We start from the raw sequence: 20873 nt of genomic DNA, 5'->3' as shown, positions 1-20873 counted from the left end.
ATATGTTTAAAACCTTACCACGGCGTTTTTTCGGGTCGATACTGCTGCTGGCGCTTCTGGTGCTGGGCGTGGGCCCGGCGCGGGCTACCCACTTGCTGGGCGGTGAAATGAGCTACCGTTACCTGGACGCCAACGGCCCCACGACCGCTCCGTTTCGCTACGAAATCACGGTCACCGTTTACAGCAACGGCCTCTACAGCACCAACCCCGGCAGTATAGCGCCGCCGCCGCCCAACGCCACCGTTACCATTTACAACCGGACCACCGGCGCTAGTCTCCCCCCGTTTAATATTAACAGGACGACGCCGTCGACATCAGGCGCCCTGCCGCCGCCCATCTCGCCGGCGGTGCCGGCGGGCTGCACTGTGCAGGGCCCCAGCCAGCCCTTCTACCTGTGCAAGTACATCCAGGTGGTGAACCTGCCGGTGTCGTTTGATGGCTACTACGCCACCTTCACGTTGGGGGCGCGCAACGCCGGCATCGCCAACCTGTCCAATTCGGGCAACCAGAACATGACGCTGTACGTGAGCATGGCCCCGCCGCTCATCTCGAACCGCTCGCCGGTTTTTTCCGACACGGCCGTGGCCATTGTTTGCCAGAACGACACCACCATTTCGCTCAACAACGCGGTGGATGCCGACGGCGACCGGCTGGCGTACTCTTTCGGCACCCCGTACAGCAACGTAACCAACATCACGACCACGCCGCCTACGTTTGCTACCACCCCCTATTTTAATTCCAGCTACAGTTCGGCCACGCCTTTCGGCACAGGCCCGGGCAACTTTGCGTTGCTCAACGCCAGCACCGGGGTAGCCAAGTACGGCGCCACCACCAACGGCCTCTACGTGGTGGCCGTGGACGTGCAGGAATACCGCAACATCAACGGCCGTGAGGTACTGATTGGCACCACCCGACGCGACCTGCAACTCGTGGTGTCGACCTGCCCGACCACGCCGCCGCCCGTATTGCCCTCTACCATCAGCACCCCCCGCAGCTACACCATTGAAGAAGGGCAGTCGCTGAGCATCCCCATCACGGCCACCCAGGCCAGCACCCCGGGCCACCCCCTGGTGCTCACGGCCAACAGCGTGCTGCTGGACGGGAGCGGGCCCTTTAACACCACTTTCAACAACAACACGGGCACGGTACAGGCCGGCACCGGAACCGGCACGGCCACGGCCTCCGGCACCGGCACGGTAACGGGCACGTTCGTGTTCAACTCGGCCTGCGGCAACGCCCGCGCCACGCCCTACGACATTGCCGTGACGGTGAAGGACAACGGCTGCGGCGGCAAGATTGCCGCCGATGTGTTCCGCATTACGGTGACGCGCGCGGCGGGCCCCAACGCCATCAACGGTCCGGCCACGGTGTGTGACCCCGCCACGGTGCGCACCTACACCGCCGCCGGCCCGGTGCCCACCTCCTACAACTGGACCGTGCGGAACGGCACCATCAGCAGCGGCCAGGGCACCAACGCGGTGAACGTGACCTGGAACAGTGCCAACACCACCGGCACGCTGGTGCTGAGGGGCATTTCCTCGCGCGGCTGCCCCACCGACTCGGTGGTGAAAACGGTAGACATCCGCCCGCTGCCCGCCCTCACGGTGACGGCCGCCGCGCCCACCATCTGCCTGGGCGGCAGCACCACCCTCACCGTGGCGGGCCAGGCCGGCCTCACCTACGTGTGGACCGGCGGGGGCTTGAACTCGACCAGCACCACCGTGACCGTGACCCCCACGGCCACGACGACCTACACCGTGACGGGTACCGACGGCACCTGCAACATCTCGAACACCGTGACCGTGACCGTGACGCCTCCGCCCACGGCCAACGCCGGCGCCGACCGTACCATCTGCCCCGGTGTGGCCTCGACGCCGCTCGGCGGCACGCCCATTGCGGGCGCTACCTATGCCTGGAGCCCGGCCACTGGCCTGAGCAGCACCACCGTGGCCAACCCCACCGTGACCCTGCCCAACACCACCAACGCCCCCATCGTCCAGATTTATACCCTGACCGTAACGGTGGGCAGCAACTGCTCCAGCGTGGGCACGGTGCGCGTGACGGTGAACCCCGCCGCCACCGCCAACGCCGGCCCGGCCCTGAGCACCTGCTCGGGTGTGGCTTCGGCCTCCATTGGCACGACGGCCCTCACTGGCTACACCTATAGCTGGAGCCCGGCCACCGGCCTGAGCAGCGCGACCGCTGCGCAACCGACGGTAACGCTGCCCAACACGACGGGCGCCCCCATCACCCAGACTTATACCGTGACGGCCACCGATGCGACGGGCTGCTCGGCCACGTCTTCGGTGGTGGTGACGGTGAACCCGGCTGCCGTGGCCACGCCCGGCCCGGCCATCAGCTTCTGCTCGGGCACGACCTCGGCACCCCTCGGTGGCTCGGCCACCCCAGTAGCGGGCACTACTTATAGCTGGAGCCCGACTACGGGCCTCAGCAACCCCAACATCCTGAACCCGACCGCAACCGGCACCAACACCACCGGCGCGCCCATCACCACCACCTACACGCTGACGGCCACCACGGCCAACGGCTGCGTGGCCACGGGCACGGTGGTAGTGACCATCAACCCCGCCGCTGTGGCCGACGCTGGCTTGGCTAAGTCGACCTGTCCGAATGTGCCCGTGACAATCGGCAGCGGCACGGCTGTGGCCGGCACCACCTACGCTTGGAGCCCCACCACGGGCTTGAGTAGCGCCTCGGTGTTGACCCCAACCGTGACCCTACCCAACCTGACTGGCGGCGATATCACCCAGACCTACACCCTGACGGCTACCACAGCCCAGGGATGCACCGCTACCAGCACCGTGGTTGTGACTATAGTCCCCGCTGCCGTAGCCAATGCGGGGGGACCAGCGTTAGCTTTCTGCTCGGGCGAAAGCCGGATACTGGGCGGCGGCGTAGCCCTAACCGGTAATACTTACACCTGGAGTCCCTCTACGGGTTTGAATAATACTTCGGGCCCGCATCCAACCGTTACCCTGACCAACACCACCGGCGCGCCCATCACCACCACCTACACCCTGACAGTTACGACGCCTAACGGCTGCATCGCCACCAGCACCATAGCCGTGACCGTCAACCCAGCCGCCGTGGCCCAAGCCGGCGTAGCGAAATCGACTTGCTCAAACGTGCCCGTCGCCATCGGCACCGGCACGGCTGTGGCCGGCACCACCTATGCTTGGACGCCCACTACGGGCCTAAGCAGCGCTTCGGTACTGAACCCCACCGTGACGTTGCCCAACCTGACCGGCGCCAACATCACCCAGACTTATACCCTGACGGCCACCACGGCCAACGGCTGCACGGCCACTAGCACGGTAGTAGTGACGGTGAACCCCGCCGCTGTGGCCCAGGCTGGCCCAGACAAGGCAACCTGCTCGAACGTGGCCACGACCATTGGTGCCGGCACCGCTGTGACGGGCACGACTTACACCTGGAGCCCCGCCACGGGCCTGAGCAGTGCCTCGGTGCTGAACCCGACGGTGACCCTGCCCAACACGACGGGCGCCAACATCACCCAGCAATACATTCTGCTGGCGACGACGAGCAACGGCTGCTTCCAGCGCGATACGGTGATTGTAACTGTTAACCCCGCCGCAGTGGCCGTGACCGGCGCCAACCAGACGACCTGCTCGAACAACGCCGTTACGCTGGGCGCCGCCCCGGTGGCTGGCTACACCTATAGCTGGAGCCCGGCCACCGGCCTGAGCAGCGCATCGGTTGCCAACCCTACCTTCACGCTGGCCAACACGACCAACACGCCCATCGTCACGACCTTCACCCTGACGGCCACCACCGCCAATGGCTGCGTGGCCACCGGCACCGTGACCGTGACCGTGAACCCGGCCTCGACCGCCAACGCCGGCCCGGCCGTGGCCGTGTGCGACGGCAAGCGGGTAACCCTGGGTACGGTCCCGGTAGCTGGCTACACCTACAGCTGGAGCCCGGCCACCAACCTGAGCAGTGCCACCGTGGCCCAGCCCGTGCTGCTGGGCGTGAACACCGGAACCACCCCCATCACCCGCACCTACACCCTGACGGCCACCACCGCCAGCGGCTGCGTAAGCACCAGCACGGTGGTCGTGACCATCAACCCGCGCCCGGCACCGGAGTCCATCGTGGGCCCGGCTTCGGTATGCCCCACCGTGACGGGCATTGCCTACTCGGTGCCCACGCCGGCCGGCACTGCTTATACCTGGCTGGTTAACGGCGGCACCATTGCCACCGGTCAGGGCACAGCGGCCATCACCGTGAACTGGGGCCCGGCCCAAACGGGCGGCTACGTGAAGGTGTTCCGCCTGAACGCCCAGGGCTGCTCTTCGGACACGACCACGCTGCCCATCGTCATTAACCCGCGCCTGCAAACGGTGCGCCCCACCGGCCCCGGCGACGTGGTGGCCGTGGCGCCGCTGCCCCGCTCGGTGTGCCAGGCCGATGGCCCCTACACCTACACCAGTGGCTCGTTTGCCAACGGCTCGACGTATGGCTGGACCATCATCGGCGGCACGCAGGTGAGCACTTTCCAGAACACGGTGACGGTGAACTGGGCCCCGGTGACGACGCCCACCATCGGCAAGATTGTGGTGACGGAAACCAGCAACCCCGCAAGCGGCGTGCGCTGCCTGGGCACGTCCGATACGCTGCGCGTGCTCATCAACCCCTCGCCGCGCACCAACCTGACCATCACCGCTCCGGCACGGGTGTGCCAGGGCAGCGGCCCCGTCACGTTTGCCCTGCCGGGCGGCTTCACGGGCTCGACCTATAGCTTCATCCTGAGCGGCACCACGCTGGTCGGTACCGGCAGCACCCGCACCCTGAACACGCTGCCCGCCCCCGGCAACTACACCCTCACGGTGCAGGAAACCACTTCGGCCGGCTGCGCAGGCCCGCTCTACACGGCTCCCTTCACCGTGAACCCCACGCCGGCCACGCCCGTCATCTCGGGCTCGGGCTTTGTGTGCAACGTGGCCCAGACCCAGCAGTACGCCGTGGCTAACCCCACCCCGGGCGCCAGCTATCAGTGGACCATCGTGGGCGGCACCATCACCTCCACGCCGCTCACGGCCAGCACCGTCACGGTGCGCTTCAATGCCACGGGCCCGTACTCGGTGAGCGTGCAGGAAGTGAGTGCCAGCCCGGCCTCCTGCCCCAGCGCTGCCGCCACCCGCACGGTGCTGTTCGACAGCCCCGGCATTGCGCTCACGCTGGGCTCGGTCGACATTGCCAGCAACAACCGCATTGTGCTGACGCTGCGCACTACGGGCGCCACCAACACCCCCAACCAGGTGCAAATCATGCGCCGCGTGGCGGGCAGCGGGGCATTCGTGGCCGTGGGCCAAACGCCGGTATCGTCGATTACTTACACCGATGCCACCAACGTGGATGCCAACGCCAACACCTACGAGTACCGCCTCGACCTGACCAACGGCTGCGGCAACCTCATTTCGAGCTCGGTGGTGCAGACGGTGCGCCTGGTGGCCGTGGCCTCGCCCGGCACGGGCGGCCGCAACCAAGGCAGCGTGGCCCTGAGCTGGAATGCTTATGCAGGAGCCACGGTTAGCGAATACATCATCGTTCGCCGCTTGGATGCCAACGCCGGGACCGAAGTGCTCCGCGTGCCGGGCAATGTTCTGCAAGCCACCATCTCAAATACCGATGGCAATGCCACGGCTTCGGGCTTCGGGTTTGAGCAGAAATTCCGGGTCATTGCCTTCATCAACGGCACCCCGCTGAACTTCACCTCCAACTCGAACGAAACCACTGTGCAGTTCTCCGGCGACACCAAGGTGTACAACATCATCACGCCGAACCGCGACGGGCAGAACGACGTGCTGGTGATTGACAACATCGCCCTCTACCCCGGCAACACCTTCACTGTGTTCAACCGCTGGGGCCGCGAGGTGTACAGCACCACCAACTACCAGAACAACTGGGGCGACGACCCAAGCATTGCCGCCGGCCAGTACTTCTACCTACTGAAACTGCCCAACGGCACCAGCATCAAAAACTGGTTCGAGGTAGTGAAATAAACCACGGATTCGCTCGGATTTTTCGGATGCCACGGATTTCGTAGACGTCTTCTGAGCAATTAAGTAGCAAAAAGGCCACCCGCTTGGGTGGCCTTTTTTGTTGGGAATCTGCGTAGCAAGTTGAGTTTGCCCGATGGCAACTCTGGCACCTGCAATTGCCCACAAAATCCGTGGCATCCGAAAAATCCGAGCGAATCCGTGGTTCAGAGAGTAGTTTTGCACCCTTATGAGCCGAATGAAAAACATTCCCGCGGAGCTGCTCCGCAACGTCACCATCCAGGACATGGTGGCCGAAGGCAAGTGCCTGGTGCGCATCGAAAATCTGGTCATCTTCGTGTCGCAGGTCGCCCCCGGCGACGTGGTCGATTTGCGCGTCACCAAAGCCAAGAAGAATTTCCTGGAAGCCGTGCCCACGCACTTCCACGCCTACTCCGAGCTGCGCACCACGCCGTTTTGCCAGCACTTCGGCACCTGCGGGGGCTGCAAGTGGCAGCACCTGGGCTACGACTCGCAGCTGCGCTTCAAGCAGCAGCAGGTGGAAGACACCTTGCAGCGCATCGGCAAAGTGGCGCTGCCCGAAATCCAGCAGATTCTGCCCTCGCCCCAGCGCACCTACTACCGCAACAAGCTGGAGTACACCTTCAGCTTCATGGGCTGGCTGACGAACGAGCAAATCAACGACGATACCCAGCACTACGACCGCCGGGTGCTGGGCTTCCACACCCCGGCCCGCTTCGACAAGATAATCGACGTGCAGCACTGCCACCTGCAGCCCGAGCCGAGCAACGAAATCCGCCTCTTCATCCGCGACTACGCGCGGGAGCGGGACCTGCGTTTCGGCAACATCGTGCGCCAGACCGGCAACCTGCGCAACCTCATCATCCGCACGGCCCAGACCACCGGCGAAATCATGGTGATTTTGCAGTGCTACCTGCCCCACCACAGCATCGAGCCGCTGCTGGATGCCGTGTACGAGAAATTCCCGCAGATTACCTCGCTCAACTACGTCCTCAACAACAAGGGCAACGAAACCTTCCACGACCTGGAGGTGGTGAACTACAAGGGCAAGCCCTACATCGAGGAGGAAATGGAAGGCCTGCGCTTCCGCATCGGCCCCAAGTCCTTCTACCAAACCAACTCCGAAGGCGCCCACCAGCTCTACAAAGTGGCCCGCGAGTTTGCCGACCTCAAGGGCGACGAGCTGGTGTACGACCTCTACACCGGCGCCGGCACCATCGCCAGCTTCGTGGCCCGGCAGGCCCGCAAGGTCATCGGCGTCGAGTACGTGGAGCAGGCCGTGGCCGACGCCCACGTGAACGCCGAAATCAACAACATCACCAACATGGAGTTCTTTGCGGGCGACATGAAGGACGTGCTCACGGCCGAGTTCACCGCCCACCACGGCCGCCCCGACGTCCTCATTACCGACCCGCCACGCGCCGGCATGCACGAAGACGTGGTGAAGCGCCTGCTGGAGCTGCGCGCCCCCCGCATCGTGTACATCAGCTGCAACCCCGCCACCCAAGCCCGCGACCTGGAGCTGCTGGATGCCGCCTACAAAGTGACCCGCGTGCAGCCGGTGGACATGTTCCCGCACACCCACCACGTGGAGAATGTGGTGGCGCTGGAGTTGAAGTAGATGGTCTGGCTAACGCCCGCAGAAGCCCGCACCGCCATGCGCGTGGGGAAAATGCCCAAAAATGTTGACTGGTACGGCGGTTTTGTCGGACTTTTTCCCTGTATTGCCATATGGGCTGTCAGCGCTGTGTTTGTTTTTATCGAGACAAGTGACAGCAACCGACTGCAAGCCATTCCAGCGTTTATCATATTCGGCCTACTCTGTGGCTATGGCATCTATTGCCTGCTTAAGGAACGGGAGGTAACTCCACTTGAAACCGGTTTGAATCTTGCCAGCAATAGAAAATTAGCCGAGTCCGCTTTCAATCATCTGGGTTGGAGCATTCAGCAGAATAATAAGCACGTAATTCAAGCTATGATTCCAAGCCAATGGCTAGGAACTGGTCAGGTTGTCGTTGTGCTGATAAAAGATGGTGAGTTACATATAAACACCATGAATCAAAGCACTGGGAAAGGACGGCTACCTTTCTTTTTGAGCGACAGTAGAGAGAAAACGGCCCTATTCATCCGTACCGTCGAAAGATTAAACCTAGCTTGACACTATAATAAAATGGACTACTTCAACGACCCCGAACTCAACGGCAAATACCTCGGCACCATCACCAAGGATTTCGCCACGGTGTCCGACACGCTGGGCGAAGCCTCGGCCCAGATTCGCAAGCGCGACATCAGCCAATACCCCATTTTCGTGTTTGCCAAGCAGGAAGTGCCCCTCGGCGGCCTGCTTGTGAACGCCGACGAGATGCAGCTGGAGTGGCACGTTTTCGCCAGCTACCTGGAGTTGTTCGTGCAGCAAGGCATCGTCAGTGCCGAGGGCGTCGAGGCGTTTCAGGCTACCTACAAAGACCCCAATGAGTTCTGCTGCCTCTTTGTGCTGGATGAGGAGTTCACCAACTTTGTGTTCGTGCCCTACCCAGAGGATTAAGAAAGTCCACGTAGGAGCCTAATAAAAAAGAACGTCATGCTGAGCGAAGCCGAAGCATCTCTACCGCGCAAGTAATTATTTACTATCCGCAGTAGAGATGCTTCGGCTTCGCTCAGCATGACGTTTGCTTTGGCGCTTGGCGCCATCACTCCATCTAATTCCGGCGCTGCACCGGCAGGTCTTCCAGTTGTGCGTAGCTCAGCTTCCAGGTATTGTCGGCGGCTTTTTTCCAGAGGAAAATGTAGTTGCCTTCGCCAAAGCCGGCGGGCTCGCCGGGTGCGGCGGGGGCCACGTCTACCGAGAAGGTGCCGGCCTCGTAGGCTGTGTTGGCGTCGGTGCCGCTGCTGCTCACGCTGGTTTTCAGGTTGCTGATGGTGGCAATGGTGGCGCTCACCCACTTCTGGCTCACTTCGTCTTTGCCCTTCCAGTGGGCGTTGCCCTGCACAAAGGCCACGTCGTCGGCCATCATGCCGGTGATTTTGCCGGAGTCGCGGCTGTTCCAGGCGCTGATAAAGTCCTGGTCGAGGGTTTGCACATTCACGGCGTCGCCGGCTTTCGAACAAGAGCTCAGCGCGACGGCCACAAACAAGCTGCAAAGGAGGGATTTCATAAGTCCAAGGTGTTGGTGAAGAAAAGGTAGTGGGCCTCATCACCCACGGGCTAAAAGTAACAAACCCCAGGCGCAGGCGCCCGGGGTTTGTTTTTTATAAGATTCCGGGGTTACCAGCTTTTCCGACGAATTTCTTCGGTTGAGTACGGCTTCGAAGCGTCGCCGTAGTGCGGGTTGGGCAGATAGGTGTTCGATACCGCTGCCGGAGCCACAGCGCCCGGCATGGGAGCTGCCGAAGCCGTGAGGCTGTTCACCGGCACGGCCGAAGGCTGGGTGCTGGTCGTGGTCACGGTCGTTTTGCGGTTGCGGGCCAGGGCCAGCTCGCGACGATACTCAGCTTCGCGGGCCGCTACGGCACGTTGCTGGGCAGCGGCAGCAGCGCGCTGCTTCTTTTTATTGTCGATGTGCTTGCCCACACCGTAGCCAATGGCACCGCCGGCCACGCCGCCCACCACGCCGCCCACGGCCCGGTTGCGCTTGTTGATGATGGCACCGGCAGCGGCACCGCCCAGGCCGCCAATCACGGCGCCCTTGGCTTGCGGGCTCCACTGGGCTTTAGCGGGCGCTGAGCCGAATACGGTGCTCAGCAGGATAATCAGAGCGAGGAAATAAGGGAGCTTTTTCATGGCTGAAGAAGGTAAAATGGAAGCAAAAATTTCCAGGTATGAAAGCTGGAAGACAATTAGCGTGCCAGCCGGCTGAATATTTTTGATTGCCCTCCTAACGGCAGCGCTTTAAGAAGGTTAATCCCAAACCCCAAAAACCGCCTGGAAGCAGCCTAGAAGCTGGTCCAGCCCTGTGCTTTCAGCGGAATGGGCTGGCCGGTTTTAGTTATCAGATTGGCTCCGTCGGCCTTGTCGGTGAGGTGGCCGAGAATGGTGATATCGGGGTGGTTTTTGATTTTCTCGTGGTCCGTAACGGGCACCGTGAACAGCAGCTCGTAGTCCTCGCCGCCGTTGAGGGCGCAGGTGATGGGGTCGAGGTTGAACTCGGCGGCGGCCTCCAGCGTGGGGTTGGCCAGGGGCACAAACTCGCTGAACACCCGGGCGCCCGTGCCGCTGGCCGCGCACAAGTGCAACACCTCCGAGGCCAGCCCGTCGGAAACGTCTATCATGCTGGTGGGTTGGATGCCCAGCTCGCGCAGCTCGTGCACGATGTCGAGCCGGGCCTCGGGGCGGAGCTGGCGCTGCACCACGTACTCGTAGTTGGCCAGCTCGGGCTGGGTTTCGGGGTCGGCCAGGAAGGCTTGCTTTTCGCGCTCCAGCACCTGCAGGCCCAGGAAGGCGCCGCCCAGGTCGCCGCTCACGCACAGCAGGTCGGTGGGCTGGCCGCCGCTGCGGCGCGCCGCCTGGCCGGCGGGCACTTCGCCCAGCACCGTCACGGCCAGGGTGAGGCCGCCGCGGCTGGCGGTGGTGTCGCCGCCCACCAGGTCCACGTGGTAGGCCTCGCAGGCCAGGCGCATGCCGGCATACAGCTCTTCCACGGCTTCCACGGTGAAGCGCGGGCCCACCGAAAGGGCCACCACCAGCTGCGTGGGCAGGGCGTTCATGGCCGCCACGTCCGACACGTTCACGGCCACGGCCTTGTAGCCCAGGTGCCGCAAGGGACAGAACGAGAGGTCGAAATGAATGCCCTCCACCAGCAAGTCGGTGGTCATCACCTGCTCCATGCCGGCGGTGGGCCGGATGATGGCCGCGTCGTCGCCGATGCCCAGCACCGAGCCGGGCTGGCGCAGCGTGAGGCCGGCTTGCAGACGGTTAATCAAAGCGAATTCGCCGATGGCGTTGAGGGGCGTGAGGTTGTCGGGCATGTGTTAAAGCAAGTATTAAGTATTGAGTAGCCAGAACTCAGAAAAGAGGACGTGATGACCCTGGCAGCCGGGCCGCAAAAATACGCCCATAAAAAAAGGAGGGAATTGCTTCCCTCCTTTTCCAGCTTAAAACCGGGGCGCTTATTGCACCACCAGCTCTTTGTAGATTTTGGTTTGGCCGTCGACGCTCCAAACCTGCACGAAGTACAGGCCGGGCTTCAGGGCCGACACGTCGAGCGTGAGCTTTTCCTGGCCGGTGCCTTTGGCCTGAGCGCCAATGCGCTGGCCCAGGTTGTTCATCACCGTCACGCTACCCACTTTGGCGTCCTTGATTTCGACCGTGGCGGTGCCGTGAGCCGGGTTGGGGTACACACTGATGTTGGCGTCGAACTTGCTCAGCTTGTTCGACAGCGTGGTTTGGTAGGCGCCGTAAGGACCGGCGTAGTCGTTGTGCTGGCCCAGCTGGTCGTAGAGCTGGCCACCGGGGTTAGAAGTGCCGCCCGCGCCGTTGAAGGCGGTGGAGTACATCATCCACTCGTTGGCAATGTTATAAGTCGCCTGGGTGGGGTTGTTGCGGACGCCCGTGCTCACGCTGGCGCGGCGCACAATCGACTGGTTGGCCGAAGATACGTACACGGCCGGGGTGCCGTCGAGCGGGTTGGTGCCGCTCCAGTTGCCGGTGCCGCCGCTGCCGCTGGCGGGGGGCTGCGAACCAATTACGCCAATGATGTCGATGATAACGCCCGTGCCCGAACCGGCCGTGCCGCTGGGGTAGCGCACCAGTGCCACGGCATCGTCGCCGTTGAAGTAGGTGATGCCGCCCCCCGTGATTACCGTGGATGCGGAAGCCTGCTGGTAGCCGGCGCTGAACTGGTTGGCCCGGCTGCGAAGTACCGGCAGCGAGGCCTCACCGTTGACGAGCACAAACGTGCTGCGCGTGGCCATGGTGTTGGGTAGGCCCGTGGTGGGTTGGCCCGCGCTGACATTTTTCACCAGGCGCTCTTCCTCGGTGGGGGTGGCGCTGCCGTTGGAATAGCGGCGCACCGAGTAGGGGTTCAGGCTGACGGTGCTGGTGGTGGGGTTGTAAATCTCAATGGCCCGCTCGTTGCCCGTCGAGGTGGTGGCACCGCCGTAGCTAACACCCGACTGGTGCGCTCCCTCGTCGTATTCAGAGAAAAAGAGTTCGGTACCCTGGGCGTGGGCAGCGCCCGATAGCAGCAAGCCCGCTGACAGCAGTAAGTAATGCTTGTTCATAATAAATGAGAGTTAAAAAGGTCAGTGCAACGGCAAAGATACGTCCCGGCGCCAGGATAGTTGACGGAAGCGTCCCGATTTAACTTTCTCTTAATTCCTGTCGATGCCTTAGCAGCGCCCCTGGCAGCAGGCGCGTCTCATCAACCGTTTGCTAACGGGCGTTCGTAGGCCCTATCTTTACCTTTCCCGCCTATGTCTGCCACCGCCCCCCTTCGCCCCCGCAAAGCCCAGATTGACCGCACCGCCACGGCCTTGTTCCGGGCCCGGGGCTTTGCCGCCACCAGCATGCGCGAGCTGGCCACGGCGCTGGGCCTGGAAGCCGGCAGCCTGTATTCGCACATCAAGTCGAAGGAAGAAATTCTGCACCGGGTGTGCTTCGGGCTGGCCGACAGCTTCTTTGCCGGCTTTGCGGCCGCTACCCAGGAGGCGGCACCCGTGGCCGAGCAGCTGCGCCAGGCCATTGTGGCCCACGTGCGGGTGCTGACGGATGACAGCGCCGCCTCGGCCGTGTTTCTGCACGAGTGGCGGCACTTGAGCGAGCCGGCCCGCAGCGAGTTTCTGGCTTTGCGCGACCGGTACGAAGGCGCTTTCCGGGAACTGATTGCGCGGGGCGTGGCCGCTGGCGAGCTGCACACCCCCGACCCAGCCTTTGCCGCCCTCACCCTGCTGGCCAGCCTCAACTGGCTGCCCAGCTGGTACCGCCCCGAGGGTAAGCTCACACCCGACGAAATAGCCCACCGCCTGGCCGAGCAACTGCTCAGCGGCCTCTGGCCCCAGCGCGGCAGTGGCGAGCCGGCCCGGTAGCCTCCTTTACAATAGGAAGCGGAACTTGCCGTTGACGCCGTGTCGTTTTCTTCCCAATCTTTTCTGAGCACCGGCAGGCGGCACCATGTAGTTTTGTTCGTTGTCGCGCTTTGCTCACCCCTTTTTCGCTCATGGCAAAAATTCTCGTTTCTCCCGTCAAATCCTTGGCTATAGCCCTCCTGCTGCTCGCAGCCTGTGCGGCATCCTGCAAGCGCGACGGCTCCAAAAGTGCCTCCCTCAACCCCGCGGCGGTGGCCGAGGTGAAGGCCCAGTTCAACATTCTGCAGGATTCGGTGAATGCAAAATGGCGCAACATGACCGAAAGCGACGACCAGAAAATTGGGGTGACACGCCTGCTGCTGCGCGAGCTGAAAGCCCAGCCCGGCGCCAACACCGCCCAGCTGCAGGCCCTCGACCAGGCCAATACCCGCCTGAAGGCCCGCCGCTACACCCAGGAAACCATGGCCAGCTCCGACCTGATTGACCGATACGACGCGGCCCAGGATTCGCTGCTAAAAGCGGTGTACCCCGTGGCTGCCCCCAACGGCGCGGCCCCCACCGAAAACGCCCGCAACTTCGTGGAAGGCATTCAGCAGCTCGACGCCAACGTGGTGGGCCTGCGCGTGCAGTACGACCACGCCGTGCACCAATACAACGACTACCTCAAGCTGCACCAGGCCGAGCTGCAGTCGCTGGGCGGCAAATACGCCACGCTCAAGCCGCTGTCTTTTTTCACCATCGGCGCGCAGTAAGCCGGCGTAAAAGCCAATTGGTTTAAAGTAGCCAGACGACGCAACTATTGCGTATATTTCAGCCACTTAACACCACTAACGCTTTCGCCATGCACACCACCGCTACGCTTTTCCGGCGCTTTCTGCCGGCCCTGCTGCTCACCGGCCTCGCCTTGTCTTCCTGCGGCCGCAAAGACTGCGACCCGCGTCCCAAGCACAAGAAAGAGTGCGACAAAGACACCAATACTACAACGTCGACCACCAAGCCCGGCGGCGCTTCCTAAACGAAACCGAAAGCCAATAAAAAGGCGGCTGGCAAATTTGCCAGCCGCCTTTTTATTGGGTGCCAATGAACTGCTAAAGCGCCTCCATCTCTTCGCGCACGAAGTCGGCCAGGGTGCGCAGGTACTCGGTGCTGAAGTCGAAGCGGATGCCGGCGGCGGCGTAAATCTGGCCGATGGGCGCGGTGTAGCCCAGGGCCAGGGCACGCTTGTAAGCGGCCAGGCCCTCCGTGGGGTTCTGGCGGAAGTTGCGCCATACGGCAATGGCGCCGAGCTGGGCCATGGCGTACTCGATGTAGTAGAAGGGCACTTCGTAGAGGTGCAGCTGCTTCTGCCAGAGGTAGGGCTTAAAGGTTTCGAGGCCCGTCCAGTCCACCGTGCGTTGGTTGAACTCGTCGAACAGCTGAACCCAGCGGGCGTGGCGTTCGGCCTCGGTGTGGGTGGGGTGCTCGTACACCCAGTGCTGAAACTTATCGATGGTGGCCACCCAGGGGAAGGTTTCGAGCACGCTTTCGAGGTGGGTTTTCTTGGCGCGGCGCAGGTCGTCGGCGTCGGGAAAGAAGACGTGCCATTGGTCCATGCTCATCAACTCCATGCTCATCGAGGCCAGCTCGGCCACTTCGGACGGCGGGTGCTTGTCGGCGCCCAGCGGCAGGCCGCGGGTGAGGAAGCTGTGCACGGCGTGGCCGCCTTCGTGCAGCATGGTCACCACGTCGCGCAGGCTGCTGGTGGCGTTCATGAAGATGAAGGGTACGCCTGTTTCGTCCAGCGGGTAGTTGTAGCCGCCGGGGGCTTTGCCTTTCCGGCTTTCCAGGTCGAGGTGGCCCATCTGGCGCATGGTGCGCAGGCAGTCGCCCAGGTAAGAATCAAGGTTCTGGAAAACAGTGATGGTTTTTTCCAGCAATTCCTCGCCGGTGCCGAAGGGGCGCAAAGGCGGCTGGCCGCTGGGGTCCACGTCGAGGTCCCAGGGGCGCAGGGCGGGCAGGTTCAGGTCCTGGCGGCGCTCCAGGTCGAAGTTGTCAATCAGCGGCACCACCGTTTCGCGGATGGCGGCGTGGAAGTCGAAGCAGTCCTGCGGCGTGTAGTCGAACCGGCCCAGGGCGGCAAACATGTAATCGCGGAAATTGGCAAAACCAGCGTTCAAGGCCACCTCGTGGCGCAGGCCGATGAGTTCGGTGAACAGCGCGTCGAGCGGCTTGGCGTCCTGCAGGCGGCGGGCCTGAATGGCGCGCCAGGCCGTTTCGCGCACTGCGCGGTCAGGGTTTTTGAGGCGGTCGGCGGCCTGGGGCAGGGTCAGCTCCTGGCCGTCGAGGGTCACGTTCATGGCGCCCACCGTGGCGGCATACTGCTGCTGCTTGGTGCTGATGTCGGTTTTGAGCGGGATGTTTTCGGCCCGGTAAATTTCCGAGGCCCGGCGCACCGAGCGCAGAAACACGCCGTAGCGGCGCTCGTCGAGGCCGGCCAGGTATTCCGAGGCCAGCATCTTTTCGTTCAGGGCGTGGTCGTAGGGGGCCACCAGCGGCTCCACCTCGTTCACGAAGTACTGAAACGCCTCGGCCCGGGCCGGGTCCTGCGTGTCGCAGGTCATGTGGATGTAGCGCCAGGCGAGGTCCTCGCTCAGCACGGCTTCCAGCTCGGAGCGGTCGAGGAGCCAGCGTTCCAGCTCGGCGGACGTATGCACCGGCCGGCTTTGCAGCTCCTGAAAAAAAGGCTCAATGGTGGCCCAATCGGTCACCAGAAAGTCTTCGGGCAAATAGTGCCGCGGCGGCCGGCTGGTGTCGGTGGCCGACTCGGCGGTAGGTTCAACTAGTAGCATCTGGGATATTTTTTAATAGGGCGAGCGGCGTCAACGGCTCGGACTCGCAACCTACGATTTACGGAACAAACTCCCGGCAGGTCGAATGTTTTTCCCGGTTTTCGTAAGATAAAGCCGGCAACCTCCGCAGCGCTGGCTGCGGCCAGTCTGGCAGCCAGCCTTTTCTAGCCAATCTCAATCACCACGCCGTCGGTCATGGGGTGGCCCACGCAGGTCAGGATGTAGCCTTGCTTCAATTCCGAGTCCGACAAGCCTTCGCGCTCATCCAGATGCACCTTGCCGCTCAGGCACTTGCCGCGGCAGGCGGTGCACACGCCCGCCTGGCAGGAATACGGCAGGTCGATGTCTTCGTCGAGGGCGGTATCGAGAATGGTTTTGCCGGCCGGCACTTCAATAACGTACTCGCTGCCTTCGTATTGCAGCGTCACGGTACGGGTAGACTTGGTGTCGTCGCCCGGGTTGGTCGACACATCTCCGTGGCCACTGGGCTGGGCGGCCATTAGTTCGGCGTTGTCGGCGCTGGCGGCGAAGCTTTCGCGGCGCACGCGGGCCTCGGGCACGCCCAGCAAAGCCAGGGCGGCCTGGGCTTCGGTCATCAGGCCCTCGGGCCCGCACAGGAAGTACTCGGCCTGCTCGGCCGGAAACTGGTGGCGCTGCTCCAGAATGCGCAGCAGCATGGTGCGATTCAGGCGGCCGGTGTGGCGGTGCGGGCCGCCGGGCTGCAGGGGCTGGCTGTACACGTGCTCCACCTGCAGGTGGCCGTTCGAGCGGGCTTCCAGCTCGGCCAGCTGCTTCTGGAATATCACCGATTCCTCGTTGCGGTTGCCGTAAATCAGTAGCACGTGGCTCTGAGGCTCGGCTTGCACTACGGCTTTGAGCATGGACATGAGCGGTGTGATGCCCGAGCCCGCCCCAATGAGCACCAACGACCGCGCGGCCTTGGGGCTGGGGCTGAGGGTGAAGTTGCCCAGCGGCTCCATCACCTCCATCTGCTGGCCCACACGCACGGTATCAAGCAGGTAATTGCTGACCAGCCCGCCCGGCACGCGCTTCACCGTCACGGACAAGCGCGGCGCTTCCTGCGGCGTGCTGCTGAGCGAGTAGGCGCGGCGCTCTTTTTTGCCGCCGGGGCCGCAGGGTAAAATGAGGGTGAGGAACTGGCCGGGGCGGCTGGCAATGGGCTGGCGGTCGGGCCGCTCCAGGTGAATGGTGACGGAATCAGCGGTTTCCTGGGTGAGGGCAACAACGGTGAGGGTTTGGTACATGCGGGGCGCAACTGATATAAAAAACGAGGCCGCCGGAAACAGGGTGTTCCCTCTTCCCGGCATGGTCTCGGATGGTACGAAAAAACGGCCGTCGGGTAACAAGCCGGCCGTAGCTTGTGCCGCAAAGGTAACTTGCGGCTTTGGCTGCTACTTCACCTCTTCTTCTCGCTTTTCCGGTGCTTTCCTCCCTCCTGCTGCGTCATCAGGCCACCTTCGGTCCCGTCCTGCCCGTCGACCTCAACGGCCCCCACGTGGCCCGCCTCGACTTCACCGCCCACAACCCGCGCCTGGCTTCCGCCGACCTGCGCGACACCGCCGCTTTCGAGCAGTTGGTCGAAGCCGAGCTGGCCCTGCAAAACGCCAGCATTGGCATTGGCGGCTACCTCGAAAACCGCGTCATCTACCGCCGCAGCCCCCATTTCGGCCTCATCGCCGCCGACGAGCCCCGCTCCCTGCACCTGGGCGTGGACGTGTGGCTGCCCGCCGGCACGCCCGTGCTGGCGCCCCTGCCCGCCACCGTGCACAGCCTGGCCGATAACGACAACTTCGGCGACTACGGCCCCACCGTCATCCTGCAGCACGAACTGGAAGGAACCGTTTTCTACAGCCTCTACGGTCACCTGAGCCGCGCCGAGTGGCGGGTGTTGCGCACGGGTCAGGCCATCGCCCAAGGCGAAGCCTTCGCCACCGTGGGCCCCTTCCCCGAAAACGGCGACTGGCCACCTCACCTTCACTTTCAGCTCATGGCCGACCTGCGGGGCCACGTGGGTGACTTCCCCGGCGTGGCCCGCCCCAGCGAGCGGGAAACGTGGGCAGCCCTGTGCCCCGACCCAAATCTGGTGCTGCAGTGCCGGTATGTCTAAACCTGACCACGGATTCGCTCGGATTTTTCGGATTCCACGGATTTTGTGGACGATTATCTGCCGCTATTCTTAACAGAAAAGGCCGCTCGATGAGCGGCCTTTTTGCGTTCGATTAATTACCATCTCTGTGCGGTTCACGCCGTCCACAAAATCCGTGGAATCTGAAAAATCCGAGCGAATCCGTGGTCAGTCGAATTTAATGGCCACCACCGGCTTAATCCGCGAAATCAGATACGTGGGAATGAGCACGGCGAGCAGCGAGGCGACGAAGGTGGCCACGTTGAGAATAATCAACATCCGGGGGTCCCAGGAAATGGGCACCCGGTCCATGTAGTAGTTTTCGGGGTCGAGCGGGATGACGTGGAAGAAATACTGGATGGCGCAAAAACCTACGGCAATGATGTTGCCGATGAGCATGCCCCGCACCGTGAGCGAAAGACCCCGGAAGAAAAACATGCGCCGAATCTGGGTGTCGGTTGCTCCCAGGGCTTTGAGGACGCCAATCATGTTGGTTCGCTCCAGAATCATGATAAATATCGTGGCCACCATGTTGAACGTGGCCACGAAGATGATGAGCAGCAGAAAGATGATGACGTTGCGGTTGAGCAGCTGCAACCAGTCGAACAGCTGGGCGTACTGGTCGGTGATTTTGTCGATTTTCAGGTCGTAGGGCAGGCTCTCCAGAAACTTTTCCTCGGTCTTATCCAGGGTGTTGAAGTCCTTGAGCACTACCTCCATGCCGCCCACCAGCGAGTCGGGCCAGGCCGGCGAGTTCAGCGCGCGAATCTGGCGAATGTCGCCGATGACGTACACTTCGTCAAACTCATCCAGGCCCGTGGAATAGATGCCGCTGACGCGAAACTGACGGATGCGAGGCGGATTCTGAATGAAGTAGAACAGGGCTTTGTCGCCCACGGCTAGGCGCAGCTTGTCCGCCACCTTGCGCGAAATCAGCACGTCTTCGCTGGCCGTCGTGTCGGGGAAGCTGAGGAACTTACCGGCCACCAGGTTTTGGCGCATGGGCGAGAGGCCGTCGGTTTCGGCAATGCCTTTGAGCACCACGCCCAGCACCTCTTCCTTGGTTTTGATGATGGCCGTTTTCACGGCGTAGGGCTGCGTCGATTTCACCTCCGGAAACTGGTGCAGCTCCTGCACCAGCCGCGGCCCGGCAATGGGTGCCACTTCGAGCGAGTTGTTGGTGTCGTAGCGCGAAATCTGCATGTGCGCGCCAAACGAGAATATTTTATTTTGAATCTCGTTGCGGAAGCCCTGCAGAATGGCAAACGACACTACCATCACCGCCAAGCCCATGGCAATGCTGATGATGGCTATTTTTGTGACCGACGAAGTGAAGGAGCCGGAATCGGCTCCCCCGTCAATCTTGTGCGAAATGTAGCGGGCGACATTCATTATTCGACCGTAAAGCTACGTTTTGAACGGGTACCGGCCACGTTTCTCGTTCGCATTACGGAGCCTGGTCGTTTTACGCTTCTTTTTCCCAGTCTTTTTCGCTGACTTTATGGTAGGCTTACCCGCAAAATTTGTTCTCTCGTGCCTGCTGGCCCTGCCGGCCTGCGCCACCACGCCCCCGGCCACGAGTGGTACGCCGCCAGCCGCCGCGCCCCCAGCCGCTACCGCCCCCACGGGCACCGTCGTCGGGGCCGAGCAGCTGGAAAAATACCTGCCGCAGCTCAAAGGCAAGCGCGTGGGCCTGGTGGTGAACCAAACGTCCCGCGTGGGCGCCACCTACCTGGTTGATACCCTGAAAGCGCGCGGGGTAAACATCACGGCCATTTTCGCGCCCGAGCACGGCTTCCGGGGCGAGGAGGCCGACGGGGCTACCATCAAGGACGGGCGCGACGCCCGCAGCGGCGCCCCGGTGCGCTCGGTGTACGGCAAAACCAAAAAGCCCACGCCCGAGATGCTGGCCGATGTCGATGTGCTGGTGTTTGATATTCAGGACGTGGGCGCACGCTTCTACACGTTCATCAGCACCCTACACTACGTGATGGAGGCCGCCGCCGAGCTGAAAAAGCCCGTCGTCGTGCTCGACCGCCCCAACCCCAACGGCGACCTCGTGGACGGCCCCATGCTGGAGCCCGCGCACAAATCCTTCGTCGGCCTCGACCCGCTGCCCATTGCCCACGGCCTCACCGTAGGCGAGCTGGCCCAGATGATAAACGGCGAAAAATGGCTGACCGGCGGCCTGCGCTGCCAGCTCACGGTGGTGCCCGTGGCCCGTGGCTACACCCACGCCACGGCCTACCACCTGCCCGTGCGCCCCTCCCCCAACCTGCCCACCGACCACGCCGTGGCGCTGTACCCCAGCATCTGCCTGTTTGAAGGCACCAACGTGAGCGTAGGCCGCGGTACGGCCACGCCCTTTGAGGTGATTGGCAGCCCCGCGCAGCCCGCCACGCGGCCCTACTCCTTCACGCCCGCGCCCAATGCGGGTTCGCCCACGCCGCCCATGAAGGGGCAGCTCTGCTACGGCCTGAACTTAGCCGACGCACCCACCCGCGAAGGCGGCGGCCTGGTGCTAAAATACCTGCTCGACTTCTACCAGCAGAGCACCGACAAGGCGCACTTCTTCGGCAAGTACTTCGAAGAGCTGTCTGGTACCAAGACCTTGCGCGAGCAGGTTATGGCAGGGAAGTCGGAGGCCGAAATTCGCGCCTCCTGGCAGCCCGGTCTCCTGAAGTTCAAGGCGCTGCGCAAGAAGTATTTGCTGTATCCGGAGCGGTAATTTTTTGGTGCTTGGTTGTTGGTGCATGGTGCCTGGCACTAAGCGCATATAATACTACCAAGCACCATGCACCAACAACCAAG

Annotated in this window: 16 protein-coding genes; 9 read left to right on the top strand and 7 right to left on the bottom strand. The window is 62.7% G+C overall.

What is annotated here, in order from left to right; all coding sequences use genetic code 11:
• Positions 1 to 2: 2 nt before the first annotated feature.
• The 4 genes from MTP16_RS15285 (at position 3) to MTP16_RS15270 (ending at position 8610) form a co-directional block, all read left to right on the top strand.
• Positions 3 to 6047, top strand: a complete 6045-nt coding sequence (locus tag MTP16_RS15285) for a T9SS type B sorting domain-containing protein (RefSeq protein ID WP_243511219.1) — start codon at positions 3 to 5, stop codon at positions 6045 to 6047.
• A gap of 235 nt (positions 6048 to 6282) precedes the next feature.
• Positions 6283 to 7686 (top strand): 23S rRNA (uracil(1939)-C(5))-methyltransferase RlmD, encoded by a 1404-nt coding sequence (gene rlmD / locus MTP16_RS15280; RefSeq protein ID WP_380286618.1) that lies wholly within the window; start codon positions 6283 to 6285, stop codon positions 7684 to 7686.
• Positions 7687 to 7737: 51 nt separating this feature from the next.
• A complete protein-coding gene (locus MTP16_RS15275) occupies positions 7738 to 8223 on the top strand; it encodes a hypothetical protein (RefSeq protein WP_243511215.1) in 486 nt (161 codons plus the stop codon).
• 12 nt (positions 8224 to 8235) lie between these two features.
• Positions 8236 to 8610 carry a hypothetical protein gene (locus tag MTP16_RS15270; protein ID WP_243511213.1) on the top strand — a complete coding sequence of 125 codons (375 nt, stop codon included), beginning with the start codon at positions 8236 to 8238 and terminating at the stop codon, positions 8608 to 8610.
• Between the two features lie 154 nt (positions 8611 to 8764).
• On the opposite strand, the gene MTP16_RS15265 is transcribed toward MTP16_RS15270, so the two are convergent.
• The 4 genes from MTP16_RS15265 to MTP16_RS15250 all read right to left on the bottom strand — a co-directional run bounded on the left by MTP16_RS15265 (position 8765) and on the right by MTP16_RS15250 (position 12284).
• Complete coding sequence (locus MTP16_RS15265) at positions 8765 to 9220, bottom strand: YybH family protein (protein ID WP_243511211.1); 456 nt, start codon at positions 9218 to 9220, stop codon at positions 8765 to 8767.
• Positions 9221 to 9330: 110 nt separating this feature from the next.
• On the bottom strand, positions 9331 to 9846 hold the full coding sequence (locus MTP16_RS15260; protein WP_243511208.1) for a hypothetical protein: 516 nt from the start codon (positions 9844 to 9846) through the stop codon (positions 9331 to 9333).
• Between the two features lie 152 nt (positions 9847 to 9998).
• The gene (gene thiL, locus MTP16_RS15255) at positions 9999 to 11030 is read right to left on the bottom strand and encodes a thiamine-phosphate kinase (RefSeq protein WP_243511205.1); all 1032 of its coding nucleotides are present in this window, start codon (positions 11028 to 11030) and stop codon (positions 9999 to 10001) included.
• 141 nt (positions 11031 to 11171) lie between these two features.
• On the bottom strand, positions 11172 to 12284 hold the full coding sequence (locus tag MTP16_RS15250) for a T9SS type A sorting domain-containing protein (protein ID WP_243511202.1): 1113 nt from the start codon (positions 12282 to 12284) through the stop codon (positions 11172 to 11174).
• Between the two features lie 192 nt (positions 12285 to 12476).
• On the opposite strand from MTP16_RS15250, the gene MTP16_RS15245 reads away from it, so the two are divergent.
• The 3 genes from MTP16_RS15245 (at position 12477) to MTP16_RS15235 (ending at position 14103) form a co-directional block, all read left to right on the top strand.
• On the top strand, positions 12477 to 13088 hold the full coding sequence (locus MTP16_RS15245) for a TetR/AcrR family transcriptional regulator (protein WP_243511200.1): 612 nt from the start codon (positions 12477 to 12479) through the stop codon (positions 13086 to 13088).
• Between the two features lie 131 nt (positions 13089 to 13219).
• Positions 13220 to 13840, top strand: coding sequence for a hypothetical protein (locus tag MTP16_RS15240; protein WP_243511197.1), 621 nt, complete (start codon positions 13220 to 13222; stop codon positions 13838 to 13840).
• Positions 13841 to 13929: 89 nt separating this feature from the next.
• The gene (locus MTP16_RS15235; RefSeq protein ID WP_243511194.1) at positions 13930 to 14103 is read left to right on the top strand and encodes a hypothetical protein; all 174 of its coding nucleotides are present in this window, start codon (positions 13930 to 13932) and stop codon (positions 14101 to 14103) included.
• Between the two features lie 73 nt (positions 14104 to 14176).
• On the opposite strand, the gene MTP16_RS15230 is transcribed toward MTP16_RS15235, so the two are convergent.
• Positions 14177 to 15916, bottom strand: a complete 1740-nt coding sequence (locus tag MTP16_RS15230) for a M3 family oligoendopeptidase (RefSeq protein WP_243511192.1) — start codon at positions 15914 to 15916, stop codon at positions 14177 to 14179.
• A 164-nt stretch (positions 15917 to 16080) separates the two neighbouring features.
• Positions 16081 to 17181 (bottom strand): ferredoxin--NADP reductase, encoded by a 1101-nt coding sequence (locus MTP16_RS15225; RefSeq protein ID WP_243511191.1) that lies wholly within the window; start codon positions 17179 to 17181, stop codon positions 16081 to 16083.
• Positions 17182 to 17357: 176 nt separating this feature from the next.
• Between MTP16_RS15225 and MTP16_RS15220 the strand changes: the two genes are divergently transcribed.
• Positions 17358 to 18044 carry a peptidoglycan DD-metalloendopeptidase family protein gene (locus tag MTP16_RS15220; RefSeq protein WP_243511187.1) on the top strand — a complete coding sequence of 229 codons (687 nt, stop codon included), beginning with the start codon at positions 17358 to 17360 and terminating at the stop codon, positions 18042 to 18044.
• Positions 18045 to 18230: 186 nt separating this feature from the next.
• Here MTP16_RS15220 and MTP16_RS15215 read toward each other — a convergent pair whose 3' ends face one another.
• A complete protein-coding gene (locus MTP16_RS15215; protein ID WP_243511185.1) occupies positions 18231 to 19454 on the bottom strand; it encodes an ABC transporter permease in 1224 nt (407 codons plus the stop codon).
• A 109-nt stretch (positions 19455 to 19563) separates the two neighbouring features.
• Here MTP16_RS15215 and MTP16_RS15210 point away from each other — a divergent pair, with 109 nt between their 5' ends.
• The gene (locus tag MTP16_RS15210; protein WP_243511183.1) at positions 19564 to 20790 is read left to right on the top strand and encodes an exo-beta-N-acetylmuramidase NamZ family protein; all 1227 of its coding nucleotides are present in this window, start codon (positions 19564 to 19566) and stop codon (positions 20788 to 20790) included.
• Positions 20791 to 20873 lie beyond the last annotated feature (83 nt).

It is taken from the genome of Hymenobacter monticola, from assembly GCF_022811645.1.
Taxonomy (GTDB): Bacteria; Bacteroidota; Bacteroidia; order Cytophagales; family Hymenobacteraceae; genus Hymenobacter; species Hymenobacter monticola.
The sequence above is the reverse complement of the archived record's forward strand: the minus strand, read 5'-3'. Positions and strand labels throughout refer to the sequence as shown.